At 69.5% G+C, this 17638-nt stretch carries 10 protein-coding genes; 8 read left to right on the top strand and 2 right to left on the bottom strand.

Features of this window, described 5'->3' with window-relative positions; genetic code table 11:
- Positions 1-6: 6 nt before the first annotated feature.
- A complete protein-coding gene (locus tag E3T25_RS14400) occupies positions 7-1512 on the bottom strand; it encodes an aspartate aminotransferase family protein (RefSeq protein WP_104099638.1) in 1506 nt (501 codons plus the stop codon).
- Positions 1513-1517: 5 nt separating this feature from the next.
- Positions 1518-1997: an Lrp/AsnC family transcriptional regulator gene (locus tag E3T25_RS14395; RefSeq protein ID WP_104099637.1), complete on the bottom strand. Its 480-nt coding sequence runs from the start codon at positions 1995-1997 to the stop codon at positions 1518-1520.
- A 596-nt stretch (positions 1998-2593) separates the two neighbouring features.
- Between E3T25_RS14395 and E3T25_RS14390 the strand changes: the two genes are divergently transcribed.
- The 8 genes from E3T25_RS14390 (at position 2594) to E3T25_RS16920 (ending at position 17465) form a co-directional block, all read left to right on the top strand.
- Positions 2594-3682: an FHA domain-containing protein gene (locus tag E3T25_RS14390; RefSeq protein WP_134375051.1), complete on the top strand. Its 1089-nt coding sequence runs from the start codon at positions 2594-2596 to the stop codon at positions 3680-3682.
- A 28-nt stretch (positions 3683-3710) separates the two neighbouring features.
- Positions 3711-4517, top strand: coding sequence for a PP2C family protein-serine/threonine phosphatase (locus E3T25_RS14385; RefSeq protein WP_104099634.1), 807 nt, complete (start codon positions 3711-3713; stop codon positions 4515-4517).
- 118 nt (positions 4518-4635) lie between these two features.
- A complete protein-coding gene (locus E3T25_RS14380) occupies positions 4636-6090 on the top strand; it encodes a serine/threonine-protein kinase (RefSeq protein WP_134375049.1) in 1455 nt (484 codons plus the stop codon).
- Positions 6087-12017 (top strand): Ig-like domain-containing protein, encoded by a 5931-nt coding sequence (locus E3T25_RS14375; protein WP_134375047.1) that lies wholly within the window; start codon positions 6087-6089, stop codon positions 12015-12017. The genes E3T25_RS14380 and E3T25_RS14375 overlap by 4 nt, the downstream gene beginning before the upstream one ends.
- 21 nt (positions 12018-12038) lie before the next feature.
- Positions 12039-13010 (top strand): AAA family ATPase, encoded by a 972-nt coding sequence (locus E3T25_RS14370; protein WP_134375045.1) that lies wholly within the window; start codon positions 12039-12041, stop codon positions 13008-13010.
- Entirely contained in the window at positions 13007-14380 is a 1374-nt protein-coding gene (locus E3T25_RS14365) for a DUF58 domain-containing protein (RefSeq protein ID WP_241973053.1), read from the top strand. The genes E3T25_RS14370 and E3T25_RS14365 overlap by 4 nt, the downstream gene beginning before the upstream one ends.
- Positions 14377-16773, top strand: coding sequence for a transglutaminase-like domain-containing protein (locus tag E3T25_RS14360; protein ID WP_241980908.1), 2397 nt, complete (start codon positions 14377-14379; stop codon positions 16771-16773). The genes E3T25_RS14365 and E3T25_RS14360 overlap by 4 nt, the downstream gene beginning before the upstream one ends.
- Positions 16770-17465 carry an FHA domain-containing protein gene (locus E3T25_RS16920; protein WP_166786022.1) on the top strand — a complete coding sequence of 232 codons (696 nt, stop codon included), beginning with the start codon at positions 16770-16772 and terminating at the stop codon, positions 17463-17465. The genes E3T25_RS14360 and E3T25_RS16920 overlap by 4 nt, the downstream gene beginning before the upstream one ends.
- Positions 17466-17638 lie beyond the last annotated feature (173 nt).

Below are 17638 nucleotides of genomic sequence, written 5' to 3'. Positions count from 1 at the left end.
TAGCGGCTACAGGTACTTGGGCGCCTCCGACAGCACGCCGTACAGGATGTCGCCGATCTCGCTGAATTCGGCCGGGCCGATGGTCAGCGGGGGAGCGAGCTGCACGACGGGGTCTCCGCGGTCGTCGGCACGGCAGTACAGCCCGGCCTCGAACAACGCCTTGGAGAGGTAGCCGCGCAGCAGGCGCTCAGACTCGGCGTCGTTGAAGGTCTCCTTGGTGACCTTGTCCTTCACCAGCTCGATTCCGAAGAAGTAGCCCTCGCCGCGCACGTCGCCCACGATCGGCAGGGCGAGCAGCTTCTCGAGCTCGGCCCGGAAAAGTGGCGAGTTCTCACGCACGTTCTCGTTGAGCTTTTCCTCCTCGAAGATGTCGAGGTTGGCCATGGCCACGGCCGCGGAAACCGGGTGGCCACCGAAAGTGTAACCGTGATAAAAGGTCGTGTCACCGTGCTTGAAGGGCTCGTAGATGCGGTCGCTGATAATGGTGGCGCCGATCGGGGAGTAGCCGCTGGTCATGCCCTTCGCGCAGGTGATCATGTCCGGCTCGATCCCGAAGGTCGTGGATGCGAACATGTTGCCGATGCGTCCGAAAGCGGTGATGACCTCGTCGGCCACCAGCAGCACGTCGTACTGGTCGCAGATCTCGCGCACCCGCTTGAAGTAGCCGGGGGGCGGCGGGAAGCAGCCACCAGAGTTCTGCACGGGTTCCAGGAACACCGCGGCCACGGTCTCCGGGCCCTCGAACTGAATCATCTCTTCGATGCGGTTGGCGGCCCACAGGCCAAACTTCTCCACGTCGTCACCGAGCCCGGAACCCAGCTCGTCGGCGCGGTAGAAGTTGGTGTTCGGGACGCGGAATCCGCCGGGGGTGACCGGTTCGAACATTTCCTTCATGGCCGGGATGCCCGTAATGGCCAAGGCGCCCTGCGGGGTGCCGTGGTAGGCCACGTTGCGGGAGATGACCTTGTGCTTGGTGGGGCGACCCTGCAGCTTCCAGTAGTACTTGGCCAGCTTGAAGGCGGTCTCCACGGCCTCGCCGCCTCCGGTCGAGTAGAAGACCCGGTTGAGGTCGCCGGGCGCGTTTGCGGCCAGACGATCGGCTAGTTCGATGGCGCTCGGGTGGGCGTAGGACCAGATTGGGAAGAACGCGAGTTCCTCGGCCTGCTTCGCCGCCACCTGGGCGAGCCGCTTGCGGCCGTGGCCGGCATTGACGGTGAACAGCCCGCTCAGGCCGTCGATGTACTTCTTGCCGTTCGAGTCCCAGATGTGGTGGCCGACACCCTTGGTGATGATCGGCACGCCGTGGCCGCTTTCGAGCACGGACTGGCGCGAGAAGTGCATCCAGAGGTGGTCTTTCGCCTTCTGCTGCAGGGTGGCGTTCTCTGCATCCGTGTAGACGCGGGGTGTGGCCGACACCTCGGCTGTGGTGTCGCCGGTGCTGTCGGTGGCAACTTCGGCGGCGACTGCGGCGACGGGCGCGGCGGAGTCGGTGGTGGCTAATGTGATTGTCATTTTTTTTACCGTGTTCCCCAGTTGTAGAACTGCTTGTGGAGTTTGAGATAAACGAAGGTCTCGGTGGAGCTGACGCCCTCGAGACCACGGATCTGTGAATTGAGGAGGTCGATCAGCTCGTCGTCGTCCTCGCAGACAACTTCGACCAGCAGGTCGAAGGATCCGGCCGTCAGGACGACGTAGTCGACGGCCGGAATGGCGGACAGCCGGTCCGCGAGCAGTCGAGTGTCCCCGGTCGCGCGGATGCCGATCATGGCCTGGCGGTAGAAGCCCAGCTGCATCGGGTCGGTGACGGCGACGACCTGCATGACGCCGGCATCCGTCAATTTCTGCACGCGCTGCCGCACTGCGGCCTCGCTCAGGCCCACCGCCTTGCCGATTTCGGCATACGAGCGTCGGCCGTCGTTCTGGAGCTGCTCGATGATCTTCTTCGAGACCTCATCCAGTGCTGCCGGCCTGCCCGCATTGCGCCCGTTTACGCTCATCCAGCGAGTATGCCAGCGGGAGTGACCTCAGGCAAGCGATTCCGCAGCAATTCACGTCAAACACAACGGAATCCTTGGGAGTTTGCCTGGTTCAGGCTCGGTTCCCGCCGCTGGGATAGTCGCTAATGGGGAGGTTCCGCCGGCTCATCGAACCACTCGGGAGTCCCGTGAGCGCACGCGACCTTCGCAATTTCGTCATCGGCGGCCACCGTGGATAACCAATTCGACGGAGATTTTGGTTATAACCAGCTGCTTTGGCGGGTTCAGGGCCGATCCAGCCAGAATCTCCGTCGAATTCGTTCGGGACGGAGTTGATCCTCGGCTCGGTTCGGATCGACGTGGTGGCCGGAACGGACGTTCATCCCGCGCCGCGGCCCACTGCTCGATTGTGTCGGCGGCGGGAGCAATGGCCTCGTCGCGGAGATGCCGCACGGCGGACTCACGCACTCCGGCTACGGTAAAGACCTGTCGATGTACGAGTTCGCGGACTACGCGCAAATCACGCACGCCATGTCATACATCGGCCACCGACCTGATCGGCCACTGAATCGGCGTCCGAATATTGATCGTCAACGTAACGGAAAGGCACCATTCCCGTGGGGCGCGTCGGATACGAAACCGGTCTCGGCACCGAAGCCGCCTGGATCTTCGTCGTGGGGCGCGGCTTCATCGCCGCCCTGCCCGCCGGCACCCCGTCGGGCATCACCCTGACCCTGGCCGCGCTGGTGACGGCACCCCACGTCGAAGCCGAAGAGCTCGTCGCCCTGTTGCCACTCGGTGGCGAGCACGCCGTCGAGCATTTTGCGGTGATCATTCAGCGCGCTCCCACGGACGAGGACGGCATCCCCGTCTCCGTGGTCCTTCGCGGCGAAGTCGCGGTCGACGTGTACTCGGTCGGTGGGTCGCGCCGGTTCTCGGACGCCAGCATTCGCCCCTGGCTGCTGGCCGACTTCCGGGCCGTGACCGGTCTCACGGTGGGTTCCACCGGGCGACCCGTGGCCTCCTCGCGCGCCCTCGACTCCGGCCGACCATTCGGGCTCGGATCCGTGTTCGCGAACACCCTGTTCTGGTCGCTGGCAGAGCACAGCCAATCCGAGGCAGCGCAGGCCGACGCTGCGCAGGCCGACGCAGCGCAGGCCGACGCTGCGCTGACTGACGATTCACCTGCCGACGATGCCACGATCGTGCGCTCCGGCGCCGCGGGCCGCGCGGCGGACGCCGACACCGTTCTCGCCCGCCCGGCCGGGGCCGACACCCTGATCTCCGACGTCCGGGCGCCCGGGCAGCCCGGGCCTGCGGCCGGCGCACGGGTCCGGGCCGCCGAGGCTCGCTTTGCGTTCCGGCTGCCGAACGGGGAGGAGATCCCGCTGGACCTTCCCTGCCGGCTCGGTCGCCGACCGCGAGCGCCGCGCATCAGTGCCACCGCGCCGGTGCGGCTGATCGAGGTTGCCTCGCCCACCTCCGCCGTCTCCGGAACCCACGTGGAAATACGACAGGAGGGCGGCTCTGTCGTCGTCACCGACCTCGGTTCCACGAACGGCACCGTGGTGGCACCGCCACGCGGGCGCAGGCAACGGCTCCATTCCGGCCAATCGCTCGCAGTGCTGCCCGGTACGACGGTGCACTTAGGGGACGGTAATATCATCGAGATCCTCCCCGCAGCCGGCAACACGCCCGGTCAGTAATCGCACGGCAATTTCGGAAGGCACAACCGTGACCCAGATTGGTCAAGGCTCAACCGGTTCCATCGTCGTACTTCCATCGGTGCAGAAAACCGTGACGCTGGCCTGGGCGGCGATCACCGACACCGGGCACCGCCGCCAGATCAACGAAGACAGCCTCGTCGCCGAAATTCCCGTCTTCGCGGTCGCCGACGGCATGGGCGGTCACTCCGCCGGCGACGTCGCCAGCGCCGCCGTCGTGACCCGGCTGGCCGAGCTCGCCGGAACGGACCACGTCGAAGCGGAGGCGATCAACGACGCGCTCAGCCGTTCCGTCGTCGACATGGCCTCGGGCGAGGGTGTGACCGACCTTGGCACCGGAACGACCGTGACGGGCGCCGCGCTGGCCGTCGTCTCCGGCGAGCCGCAGTGGATCGTGTTCAACATCGGCGACTCCCGGGTGTACCAGCTCACCTCCGGCGTGCTGGAGCAGGTCACCACCGACCACTCCGTGGTCCAGGAACTCGTGGACGCGGGCCGGATCACCAGGGACGAAGCGGATGTGCACCCGCACGGCAACATCGTCACCCGCGCCGTGGGCTTCCACGAACCGCCCGTGCCCGACTATCGCATCCGCCCCCTGCAGGCCGGGATGCGGCTCCTGATCTGCTCCGACGGCCTGACCAAGGAGCTGACGGCGTACGGCATCCGTCATTTCTTGATCTCCAACCCGCGGGCGGATGACGCGGCCAGGGCTCTCTTGGAAGCCGCGCTCGACAACGGTGGCCGCGACAACGTCACGGTGATCGTGCTCGACGTGATCACCGTCGGCGATGTCGTACCCCCAGAGTTGGGGTAGCTTTCTACCGCCCGTCCGGCAGCGAGACACCTAAAATTAGGGAGCGCCTGTCGAGTCACCCGGTCGATATGCGCCTATTCACGCACGACCCGCACTGATGATGACACCGGGAGGCGACATGGCACGGCGCTTACCCTCCACGCCGCCGAACCTGCCGGGATTCTCCTATCTCCGTCCGCTCGGATCCGGCGGTTTCGCCGACGTGTTCCTCTATGAGCAGAACATGCCCAGGCGCCAGGTCGCGGTCAAGGTACTCCTGTCCGAGATCGTCAACGATCACGTGCGCCAGCTATTCCAGGCCGAGGCCAACCTGATGGCCCAGCTGAGCTCGCATCCGTCGATTCTCACGGTTTTCCAGGCGAGCGTCTCCGCGGACGGACGACCGTATCTCGTCATGGAGTACTGCTCCTCGACCCTCAGCCAGCGCTACCGCTTTGAACCGCTCTCGGTGCCGGATACCCTGCGGATCGGTGTGAAGATAGCGAGCGCCGTCGAGACCGCGCACCGGTCCGGGGTGCTCCACCGGGACCTGAAGCCGTCCAACATCCTGGTCACCGCGTATGGGCACCCGGTGCTGTCGGACTTCGGGATCGCTGCCACCCTCGGCGAGGCCGAGAGGAGCGACGCCATCGGGCTCTCCATTCCGTGGTCGGCCCCTGAGGTGCTGCTCGGCGAGATCTCCGGGTCGGTCGCCTCGGAGGTGTGGTCGCTCGGCGCCACCCTCTACTCGCTCCTGGCCGGTATGTCCCCGTTCGAAGTGGCCGGTACCGAGAACGGTTCGGCCCAGATGATGGCCCGCATCCACAAGGCCCGCGTGCCGCCGCTCGACCGCGCCGACGTGCCGGCCCGGCTCGGCGCCATCCTGAATCGCTCGATGTCGCGGCGGCCGGAACTGCGGCAGCCGAGCGTGCTGGAACTCATCCGAGAGCTTCAATCGGTGGAGGCCGAACTCGGTCTCGCGCAGACGCCCCTCGAGGTGGAGCAGGACGGCTGGGCCGTCGCTGCCCCCGCCGACCAGGAGGACCGGACCCGGATCACGGGCATCAACTCAGTCGATGCCTACGCCGGCCGCCGCCGCCGGAAGGCGTCGCCAACCGGCCTCGGCGCGCGCTCGGCGACCTCGGCACTGCTGAGTACAGGGCAGCTGACCACCGGCCCGCAGGGGGACACTGTGACCACCCGGCCCAAGAAGCGGAGGCGCACGCTCACGGTATGGGGACTCGTGTCTGCGGCGGTGATCATCGTGGGACTCGCGACCACGGCGGCGACCGTGCTGGTGACCCAGGCCGGCACCGACATCCCTCTGGTGAGTGATGTGGATGGCGCGCTCCGCTCTGGAACCATCGTGTTCAGCTGGGCCGACCCCGGGGTCCGGGACGGCGACACCTTCGTGGTGACCCTGCGCAGCGGTCAGAGCAGCATCCAGCGGGGAACGGAATTCCGGGTCGACCCGCAGGGACAATCTCGGGTCTGTGTGACCGTCACGGTCAACCGGGACGGCAAGCTCGGCGCTCCGAGCGGGGAAAAATGCGTCGACACCGGCCTTCCGGGCGCGTCCGGCGGCGCCGGGTGATCCGTCGCTGGCTCGCCCGCCACCGCTCGCTCTTCGCCACCGCGCTCAGCGGCACCGTGGTCGTGGCCGTCATTGCCACCGTGGCCATCGCCTCCGGTGGATACACCGCGCAGCGCCTCGACCTCGGAGACGCGGCCGTCTGGGTGAGTAACGAGGCGCGCCAGGTCGTCGGGCGAGCGAATACGGCCGTCTTCGAACTGAACACGGTGGTCAGCGCCGGAAGCACCAGCCTCGACGTGGTGCAACGGGGCGCCACCGTGCTGGTGCTGGACCGTGGCAACAGCGCCCTCGACATCCTCGACCCCGCGACCGCGGAGGTGGCCGACAGCGTGGCCCTGCCGCCGGACGCTGCTTCGGTCTTCTTGGCCGGCGACCGGGCGGTGGTCACCGCGAACGGCGACGTCTGGAGCGTGACCGCGAGCCAGCTGTCCGAGTTCGACAGCACCACCGAGCCGACGCTGGCCTTCGGCGCCGGCTCCGTGGTCAGCCTCGACGAGGCCGGCGTGCTGTTCGCCTTCACGCCGGCGACGGGGGAACTCTCCCAGGTCGACCTGCTCACCGCGGACACCATTACCAGCACGGTCACGCTCACGGCCGGCGAAACGGATGACCGCTACCAGCTGACCAGCGTCGACGGCCGGTGGGCGCTGCTCAACGCCTCGAGCCGGCGACTGTTCCAGGCGGAGGGGGTTGAAGACCTGTCCGGGAGCATCCGTTCCGGGGATGAGCCCGTCCTGTCGGAGCCGAGCGTGACGGGCGACCGCGTTCTCATCGCCCACCGTGAGGGGCTCATTGCGGTGCCCCGTGCCGGCGTCCCCGCTCCGCTCGTCACCGGCCGGAGCGGGGACGCCGCCGCGCCCGTACAGGACGCCTACTGCGCCCATGCCGCCTGGTCGGACGGCACCGTCTGGCGCGACTGCGCGGCGGCCGGCGCGGAGGGCGGCACCGGAAGCGACGGCGCCACCGCCACCCTGTCCGGCGTCGCCGGGGACGCCCGGCTGGTCTTCCGCCGGAACGGAACCGGACTCGTGCTGAACGACGCCCGCAACGGCACGACCTGGGCCGTGCAGCAGGGCAACGAACTGATCGACAACTGGGCCGAACTGATCGACACCGACCCCGATCAGCAGCAGGTCGAGCAGGCGGCTGACGACACCCCGCCGGAGTTCGAGAAGTCCCAGGTGCCACCCGTCGCTGTCGATGACGCTTTCGGCGGCCGGCCGGGACGCACCGTCACTCTGCCCGTGCTGCTCAACGACTTCGACCCCAACGGCGACGTGCTGGTGATCTCGGCGCTCACCCCCGTGCCCGAGTCGGCCGGGCGGCTCGAGCTCGTGGCGGACACTCAGCAGGTGCAGCTGACCCTCACGCCGGAGGCATCCGGATCACTGAGCTTCGACTACATCATCGACGACGGGCGCGGCGGGAGCGCCTCGGCGACGGTCACGGTCGCGGTGCGTTCCCCCGAGGAGAACGCCGCACCCGTGCAGGCCCGCACGACGAACACCACGGTGCGCGCCAATGGACGGGTGACCACGGCGGTGCTGGGCGACTGGGTCGACCCGGACGGCGACCCGTTCTATCTGGCGGCGGCGACCGCGCCCGCACCGGACCAGGTCAGCTTCACGCCGGCCGGGTCCGTCGTCTACACGGATGCCGGCGCGGGCGGGAGCGCGAAAACGGTGGGCCTCACCGTCTCCGACGGCCGTGCCGACGGGGCCGGCGCGCTCTCGGTGATGGTGCGGCCGAGCGGCTCGGTTCCCATCGTCGCCGAGGCGTTCGTGGTGCTTGCGACCGCCGCCAGCGAGGTGACCGTGTCGCCGCTGGAGCATGTGCGCGGTGGATCGGCGCCGCTGCGCCTGAGCAGCGTGCCGGCCAAACCCGAGGTGAACATCACTGCGGACTTCGACGCCGGCACCTTCCGGTTGCAGAGCAGCGTGGTGGGGGTGCACGAGATCGAGTACGCGGTGACGGATGGCGAACTCACCGCCACCGGCCGCATCCGCGTGAACGTGACGGCCGCGCCCGACGCCAGCAGCGCCCCCGTCACCGTGCCGCACACCGCATTCATCCGCGGCCAGCAGGCCACCCTCGTGGACGTGCTCGCCACGGACTCCGATCCGGCCGGTGGGGTACTCCTGGTGACGGGCATCACGGATGTCCCCGCCGACAGCGGGCTTCGAATCGAGATCCTCGACCAGCGCATCCTGCGCGTGACCTTGACCAAACCCCTCGAGGGCGGTACGGCCGTGTTCGGCTACCGGGTCAGCAACGGCCTCGCCGACGCCGCGGGCACGGTGACCGTGATCGAGATCCCGCCGCCGGCCCAAAAGCAGGCCCCGATCGCCGTGCCGGACTCGATCTCCGTGCGCGTCGGCGACGCCATCGACATCCCCGTGCTCGCGAATGACGAGCATCCCGAGGGCGACACCCTCACCCTGGCGCCGGAGCTCGCGACCGAACTGCCCGCTGGCGGCGGTCTGCTCTTCGTCTCGGGCCGGGTGCTGCGGTTCCTGGCGCCGGACACGGCCGGCAACGTCACCGCCGTCTACCGAGTGAACGCCCCAGACGGCCAGTTCGCGAACGCCGAGGTCAGCATCGCGGTGCGGGAAGCCGATCCCACCTCGAACAGCGCCCCCGTGCCGAAAACCGTGACGGCCCGTGTGCTCGCCGGGGACACGGTGAGCATCCCGATCCCGCTGTCCGGCATCGACACCGACGGCGACTCCGTGCAACTGGTCGGCCAGGAGACCAGTCCGGAGAAGGGGTCGGTCACGGTCACAGGCGTGGACTCGCTCGACTACACGGCCGGGGAGTACTCGGCCGGCACGGACACGTTCAGTTACTCGGTGGTCGACGCGCTCGGGGCCCGGGCCGTCGGCACCGTGCGGGTGGGGATCAGCCCGCGCCTCGACGGCGCCCGCAACCCGGTCGCCACTCCGGATGAAGTCGTGGTGCGCCCCGGCAGCACGATTGCCGTGCGGGTGCTCGGCAACGACTCCGACCCCGACGGCGGCACCCTGAGCATCACCGGCGTGGAGGCGAGCGGCCAGGCGAGCGGCGAGGCCGACTCGGGCACCGCCGTCGTCGACGGCGACACCGTGGCCGTGACCTCACCCGTGACACCGGGCCGCTACGGCTTCATCTATGAAATCCAGAACGTGCGGGGCGGAACGAGTTCCACCTTCCTCACGGTCGTGGTCCGCGAGGACGCCCCGCGCTCGCGTCCGGATGCACGCGACACTCACGTGCCGCTGTCCGACGTGCTCGAGGCCCGGACCGTCGACGTCGACGTGCTGGCCAACGTCTTCTTCGCGGAAGGGCCGGCCACCGCATTAGCTCTGACGGTGCCCGAGCGTTTCTCGGGAATCGCCGAGGTGACGCCGGCCCGGCGCATCCGGGTCACGGTGGGCTCGACCAGCCAGATCATCCCGTTCGCGGTGACGCACCCGGAGGACGCGAGCATCGTGTCCTACGCGTTCATCTGGGTTCCCGGGACCGACGACGCCCTACCCCAGGTGCGCCGCGGTGCCCCGCCGCTGACCGTGCAGAGCGAGGCGCTGCTCTCCATCGACATCAACGACTATGTCGTCGCGGTCGGCGGAAAAAAGGTGCGCCTCACCGACCGCAGCCTCGTGCGGGCGACGCATTCGGACGGGGCCGACCTCGCCCGGAACGACACCGGCCTCGCGTTCGCGAGCACCGATAAATACTTCGGGCCGGCGTCCATTTCGTTCGAGGTCACCGACGGTTCGGGGCCTGAAGACCCGGATGGGCGCACGGCGACCATCGTGCTGCCCATCGAGGTCACGCCCCGCGAGAATCAGCCGCCCGGTTTCAATGGAGCGGTGCTCGAGTTCGAGCCCGACCAGGAGAAGGTCATCGACCTGACCCGACTCACCAGTTACCCATATCCGAACGACCAACCTGAGCTGGCGTACACCGTGCTCGACCCGCTTCCGACCGGTTTCAGCTATGCGCTCGACGGGCAGACGCTCACCCTGCGCGCCACGGAATCCACCCCGAAGGGCGCGCGGAGCACGATCACGATCGGCGTGCGCGACGGCGTTCAGGAGGGCCGAGCCGGCCGGGTCGACCTGCGCGTGGTCGCGTCAATGCGACCCGTTGCCATCCCCGTGACGGATGCCGCGGTCGCTCCCCGCGGTCGCACGACCGTCGTCGACGTGCTCGCGAACGACGGCGCCACCAATCCGTTCCCGTCCGTGCCGCTGCGCGTGCTCGCGGTGCGCGGCCTGGACGGCGGCGCCGTTCCGGCCGGGGTGAGCATCACGCCCAGCACGGACCGAAGCCGGCTGTCGGTCCGGGTTGCCTCGGATGCCGCGCCGACCGACCTGACCCTGCAGTACCAGGTGGCCGACGCGACGAACGACCCTGCCCGCTACGCCTGGGGCACCGTGCGCATCTCGGTGCAGGACAAACCTGACCCGGTGTCCAGCCTGCGCGTCACCGGCTTCTTCGATCGGGGCCTGTCCTTCTCGTTCAACGCCGGGGCCTTCAACAACTCGGCGATCACCGGGTATCAGATTTCCCTCCTCGACGCCGCGTCGGGGGCCGTGCTGTCCAACTCGCTCTGCTCAGCGACCTCCTGCCAGGTCGCGACGCCCGGCAACGGCCAGGGCAATGCTCTGCGAGTGTCGGTCGCCGCGCAGAACGGGATCGGGCTGTCCGAGGCGACCGTGCTGTCCGATCGGGTCTGGTCCGACTCGGTGCCGACCGCGCCGACCGGCCTGGTTGCGGAGCCGCTCGACGGCGGGCTGCGCCTGCGCTGGAACACCGTTGCCCCGGTGGGCGGCGGGACGGCGATTCGCGGCTATGTGGTGACCCGGAACGGCGCCGTCCAGGAGGAGGTCAGCGCTTCCGGATCGAGTTGCGCGGCGGGAACCTGCTCCGTCGACGTGATGGGCCTCGTCAACGGCGTGAACACTCCCTTTACGGTCAGCGCCCGCAACGACGCCTACCCGGCCCTGGCCGGTTGGAACAGCGCGGTGGGGAGTGCGACGCCGTTCGGCCCGGCCCGCGCCGGCGCGATCACGGCCAGCGCGGCCGACGCCGCCGGAGCGGTGACCGTGACGTGGGACGGGTTCGACGGCCGCGGCGCCCTCATCGGCGGCTACTTCGTGCAGCGGCTGCGCGAAGATCAGGTTCCGACGGGTGCGCAGGCGTGCACGGTGTCCGCGTCGGGGGAGCTTCAGCCACCGACAGAGGGCGGCATCGTCGCCCAGCAGAAGGCGCTCGGCGGTGACGCGACCAGCACCGTGTTCGATAGCCTCCTCGCGGACAACGGCCGCTACTACTTCGCCGTCTGGGGGTACAACAAGGCCGGCTGCGCCCCGACGGCGGTGGCGAGTGTTCTCGTGCGCCCGGCGCCCGGACCTGTCACCGATGTGCAGAGCACCATGGCGGCGCGGGGCGATGCTTGGGATCTGCGCGTCGACGGGATCAACCCGAGTGCGGGCATCCGGGACTACCGGCTGCGCGCGGTCGACGGCTCCGGCGGGGTCGTTCCGAGATCCGAGGTCGTCTTCGGCGGGGCCGGCTGGCCGCGCGAACTTCTGAGTCTCCCGTTCGGTGAGATCGTGCGTTATCAGGTTTCGGCCTGTACCGACTGGGGCTCGTGCGGGCCGTGGTCGGGCACGCTGACCGCGCCCGAGGCCTCCGTCAGCTTCACCGTGACCGGGCTTGCCTACGACCCGGCCACCGGAGTCATCAGCTGGACCAATGGGCCTCAGAACAACGGCCTTCCCGCCGCCTACAGCTGCTCGGTGCCCGGCGACGCCACGGTGACCCCGCGGGATGCCGACTCCCCGAACACCTGCAGGTTCGGCACCGGCGCGCCGCCCCCGCCGGCCGGTGCCGTGCTGCTGGCGGTGACCGTGAATAATCAGACCTATACCTATGCGCCGTGAACCAACGAAAGTGATCACCCCATGACGATGACCGCGGAGCAGGCGGCCCAGTTCGCCGACGTTTTCGACCGACTGGTGACCGGGGTCGAGCAGGTGCTGCTGGGCAAGCACCACGTCATCCAGATGTCGTTCACCGCGCTTCTCAGCGGCGGACACCTGCTGCTCGAGGATGTGCCCGGCACCGGCAAGACCTCGCTCGCGCGCGCCATCGCACAGAGCGTGCGCGGTACCAGCAACCGGGTGCAGTTCACCCCCGACCTGCTGCCGGGCGACATCACCGGGGTGAGCATCTACGACCAGCGCAGCGGGGCGTTCGAATTCCACCGCGGGCCGGTCTTCGCCAACATCGTTCTGGCCGACGAGATCAACCGGGCCAGCCCGAAGACCCAGGCCGCGCTGCTCGAGGTGATGGAGGAGGGTCAGATCACCGCCGACGGCGTCACCCACCCGGTGGCGGCCCCGTTCATGGTGATCGCCACCCAGAACCCGATCGAGCAGGCCGGCACATACCGGCTACCCGAGGCGCAGTTGGACCGATTCATCATGAAGGCCTCCATCGGCTACCCGGACCACGCCTCGACCATTCGCATCCTCGAAGGTGCCGGGCAGCGCGCGCACGAGGTGACCGTGCCTCCGGTGGTGTCCGCGGCGACCGTCGTCGAACTGGCCGCCCTGGCCCGCACCGTCTACGTCGACGCCACCATCAACGATTACGTGGCGCGACTGATCGACGGCACCCGCACGAGCTCCGAGGTACGTCTGGGCGTCAGCGTGCGCGGGGCGCTCGCGCTGATCCGCACCGCGAAGACCCTCGCCGCCGCGAACGGCCGCCACTACGTGGTGCCCGATGACATCAAGGAGCTGGCTCACGCCGTGCTCGGGCACCGGCTCGTGCTCGACCCCGAAGCCGAATTCGACGGTGTCACCGCCTCCAGTGTGATCGCCCGGGTGCTGATCGAGACTCCGCCGCCCAGCGACAGGCAGGCTGCGTGACGCAGATCGTGCCGGGTCCGGGCGCAGGCACAGCTACCGCGCCTGCGCTGCTCGCGCCCGCGCCGCCCGCTACTCTGCCGGTCGCAGTCTCCGGTGACGGCCGGCTGGCCGACTTCGCCGCGGCGGGAGTCCGGTTCGGGCGGGAATGCGGTGCTCGTGTCGCTGGCGCCCTGCGTGCGGTCTTGTCCGTGGTCACCCCGCTCGGCTGGGCCGTCCTGGCGGTCGTGGGGGTCTCGTTCCTGTTCGGCTATGCGCTGGGCTGGACCGAGCTGATCGTGATCGGCTGGGCCGGGCTCGTGCTCCTGGTGGCGGCATCCTGTTTCCTGATCGGTCGGAACGCGTTCGAGATCCACCTGCACCTGCCCGTGGAGCGGGTGGTCGTGGGGGAGCGGGTGCCCGGCCAGGTGAGCGTGCGGAACCCGACCCGCCGGAGGCTGCCGGGCGTGGGCGTCGAGGTGCCGGTCGGCTCCGGGCTGGCCGAATTCTCGATGCCGAGCCTCGCCCGCGGTGAGGACTTTTCGGACGTCTTCATCGTGCCGACCCGCAGACGCGGCGTGATGCCGATCGGTCCGGTGCGGACGGCGCGCGCCGACCCGATCGGGCTACTGCGCCGGGAGATCGTCTGGGCCGAACAGGTCTCGCTGTTCGTGCACCCGCGCACGGTCTCGATCCCGAGCATGAGCACGGGCTTCATCCGCGACCTTGAGGGCAATCCCACCCGTGACCTGACCAACAGCGACGTCTCGTTCCACGCGCTGCGCGAATACGTGCCCGGGGATGAGCGGCGCACCATCCACTGGAAGAGCACCGCGAAGACCGGCCGCTACATGGTGCGCCAGTTCGAGGAATCCCGCCGCAGCCACCTCATGGTCGCTCTCAGCCTGGCGCAGTCCGACTATGCCGGCGAGGACGAATTCGAGATGGCCGTCAGCGTCGCCGGCAGCCTGGGGGTGCGGGCCATCCGCGACGCGCGCACGGTCTCCGTTGTCGCCAGTGCGGTGCCGCCGGACTCCAGCCGACGACGGATGCCGGGACTCCGTCCGCTGAGCACCCTCACCCGCACCCGGCTGCTCGACGATCTCAGCGGCGTGGAACGCTCCCTGGCCGCCCTGCCGGTCAGCGAGCTGGCCAGGGCCGCAGCGGACACCGTGGCCGGCATCTCGGTGGCCTTCCTGGTGTGCGGGTCGGCCACCACCCTCACGCAGGTGCGCACGGCCGCCAGCCGTTTTCCGGCCGGCGTCGACGTGGTCGCCGTGATCTGCGCCCCGGAGACCGTCCCCAGCCTCCGCCGCGTGGCCGAGTTGAGCGTGCTCACCATCGGCTACCTGGACGACCTGCAGCACAGTCTCGCCCGAACGAAGGCGGCATGAGCGCGCGGTGGGTGAGGAGCGGAGGCGCGCGCCGAGGCGGCATGGCGGTCCGCGGCATCCGTCTGGACTGGCGCTTCATCGTCGGCAACACCGTCGGGCTGCTCCTGGCGACCCTGATCGCGAGCGCCTCGCTCTGGCCGGTCTATCAGAGCCGCGAGTTCATCGTGCTGGTCGGCGTCACCTTCGGGCTGGGTACCGTCGTCGCCATACTGGGGGCGCTGTTCCGCTGGGGCACCTGGCTGGTGGCGCTTTCCACCGTGGGGGTCTACCTACTCGCCGGGGTGCCACTGGCCGTTCCTGGTCGGGCGGTGCGCGGCATCCTGCCCACCCCGGACGGCCTGCTCGACCTGCTCGCCGCGACCGCGCTGAGCTGGAAACAGCTCGTCACCATCGTGCTTCCGGTCGGTTCCTATCAGGCGCTGCTCGTGCCCGCCTTCATTCTGGTGCTGCTCAGCACCGTGATCGGGCTGTCGGTCGCCCTCCGCGCCCCGGTCGGCGAGCTCGGCACACTGGCCCCCGCCATCCTGTTCGTCAGCGGCATCGTGCTGGGCCCGACGGTCGCGACCATGCCGATCGGAACCGGTCTCGGCCTCTTTGTCGTGCTCTTGTTCTGGCTGCTCTGGTTTCGCTGGATGCGCCGCCGTTCCGGCGCGCGGCTCGCCCTGCAGCAATCCCGCCGCAGCACGGCGTCGTCGTCCGACCGGCGGCTCGCGGCGGCCCGCGGGCTGGTCAGCGCAGCCGTGATCGTGGCGGTGGCGATCGCCGCGGGAACCGGGGCCGCGGTCGTGCTGCCGGCCGACGTGCCGCGCGACGTGCTGCGCGCTCGGGTGCAGCAGCCGTTCGACCCTCGGGACTACCCGAGCCCGCTGAGCGAATTCCGCGGTTACCTGCAGGCCGGGCGGGCGGATGCGGTGCTCCTCGAGGTGACCGGCCTCCCGAGCGGCGGCCGCCTCCGCTTGGCCACCCTGGACAGCTACGACGGGATCGTCTACTCGGTCGGCAGCGACCAGGTCAGCAGCGCGTCCGGCTCCTTCACCCGGCTGCCGGACCGTCTCGACCAGTCCCTGGTCGACGGCGACCCGGCCACCCTCACGGTGACCGTCGAGGGCTACACCGGCGTCTGGGTGCCCGGCGCCGGCCAGCTCGAACGCATCACGTTCAACGGCCCCACCCGGATCCTGCGCTCCGACTCCTTCTATTACAACGACAACAGCGGCACGGCCGCGGTGCTCACCGGGCTGGTCCGGGGCGATGGTTACCAGAGCGTGGGCGTCATCCCGCGGTCACCGGACAGCCTGGCCGACCTGCGACCCGGCAGCGCCGTGCTGCCTGCGCCCGCTGTTCTGCCGGACGAGGTCGAACAGACGCTCGCCCGCTACGTGCAAGCCGGCGACCCGCCCGGTGTGCAGCTGCAGGCCATGCTCGACGGCCTGAAAACGGATGGTTACATCAGCCACGGCATCCTTCCGGACGAACCGGCGAGCCGGTCCGGGCACGGCGCCGACCGCATCAGCGAGCTGTTCACCGACCAGCCCATGCTTGGCGACGCCGAGCAGTACGCCGTGGCCGCGGCCCTGATGGCGCGCCGGCTCGGCTTCCCGGCCCGGGTCGTCATCGGCTTCGTGCCGCAGGCGGCCGCCGGCGCCGAGGCGGTCCCCGTCGTCGGTTCCGACATCTCGGCGTGGATTGAGGTTTCCTCTACCGAGGGCTGGGCCACGATCGATCCGAACCCGGCCGTGCGGGACATCCCGGCTCGGGCCCCCGATGACCCGTCGGTTGTTTCCCGGCCGCAGTCGGTTGTGCCCCCGGCCCTCCCCGACCCGGTGGAACTGCGCGAGCCAGCCCCGCCGGAGAGCACCAGCGACGACCCGCCGGAACCGCTCAACCCGCTGCTGGTCTTCCTGCTCGCCGCGGCGACCATCGCCGCCTGGACGCTCCTCGGTCTCGGCGTACTGATCTCGCCCCTCCTGCTGATCGCCCTGGCCAAAGCACGCAGGCGGCAACTGCGCCGCACCCGGTCCACACCGCTCGACCGGATTCGGGGCGGCTGGCGAGAATTCACCGACGCCGCCGTGGACCATGGCATCGATGTTCCGGTGGGGGCCACCCGCACGGAAGTGGCCGCGCTGGTGCCGGGAGCGGAACCTCTGACACTGGCCGTCGCCGTTGACCGTGCCGTGTTCTCCCCGGAACGGCCGGGCAATGCCGCCGCCGAGGACGTGTGGACCGCGGTCACCGACCTGCGTCGCTCGCTCAACGCGGGGAGCAGGCGCACCGACCGGCTTCGGGCCCTCGTGTCGTTGCGTTCGCTGGGTCGGTACGCTGGAGGGGCATCCGTTCGCCGAACTGCCCCGAGCGGGAGCGGCCCTGCACCGGGAGGAGCCCGCCCATGAACTGTCTGATCTGCGGTGCGCAGCTTCCCGTCGGCGCCATGTTCTGCGGCGAATGCGGCAGCTCGAGCACGGCCACCCCGCTAACCCGGAAGCGACCGGACCCGCGGCCCAGCGACACAACGGTCATCCTGCCGCTCCGTCGGCGCTCCGTGATCTCGGTGCCGGTCGTGTCGGTGCCGGTCGTGGTACCGGTCGTGTCGGCTCCGGTCGAGTCGGTGCCGGTCGTGGTGCCGGTTGTGTCGGTGCCGGTCGAGGTGCCGGTTGTGTCGGCTCCGGTCGAGGTGCCGGTCGTGTCCGCCCCGGTCGATGCTCCCGGCCCAGTGCCGCTCCAGGCTCCGGAACCCGCCCCGGCCCCCGCCCCTACCGCGTCCCTGTTCGTGCTCCAGTTCAGCACGGGGGAGACGATCTCGGCCCTCGGCACCGGCCTGATCGGTCGCCGGCCGCTGCCCCAGCCGACCGAACGCGTCGACATCCTGGTGCAGATCAACGACCTCGGCCGTTCGGTGTCGAAGAGCCACCTCGAGTTCGGCCAGTACGATGGCGAGTTCTGGGTCAGTGACCGGTACTCGGGCAATGGCACCATCATCCGTCGCCCGGATGCGGTGGCGGTGCGCTGCGAACCCGGCCGGCGCTATCTGGTGCCGCGTGGTTCCCGGGTCGAGATCGCGGACCAGTTCTTCATCCTCAATTAGTCCCTCACCAACTGACCCCTCCCCGGCCAGATGAGTGTGCCCAATGACCGTGGGCGCTGAAGGTCCGCGGATTGGAGTGTTCCGAGGCGATTATGCTCGGTGCCGGTGCCGGTGCCGCGCCGCTGCCGCCGCTGCCGCCGCCGAGCCGACGCCGAGCCGCGCCGCTGCCGCCG

Source organism: Cryobacterium sandaracinum (genome assembly GCF_004403415.1).
GTDB lineage: Bacteria > Actinomycetota > Actinomycetes > Actinomycetales > Microbacteriaceae > Cryobacterium > Cryobacterium sandaracinum.
Note: the sequence above shows the minus strand (reverse complement) of the source record. Positions and strands in the feature narration are given on the sequence as shown.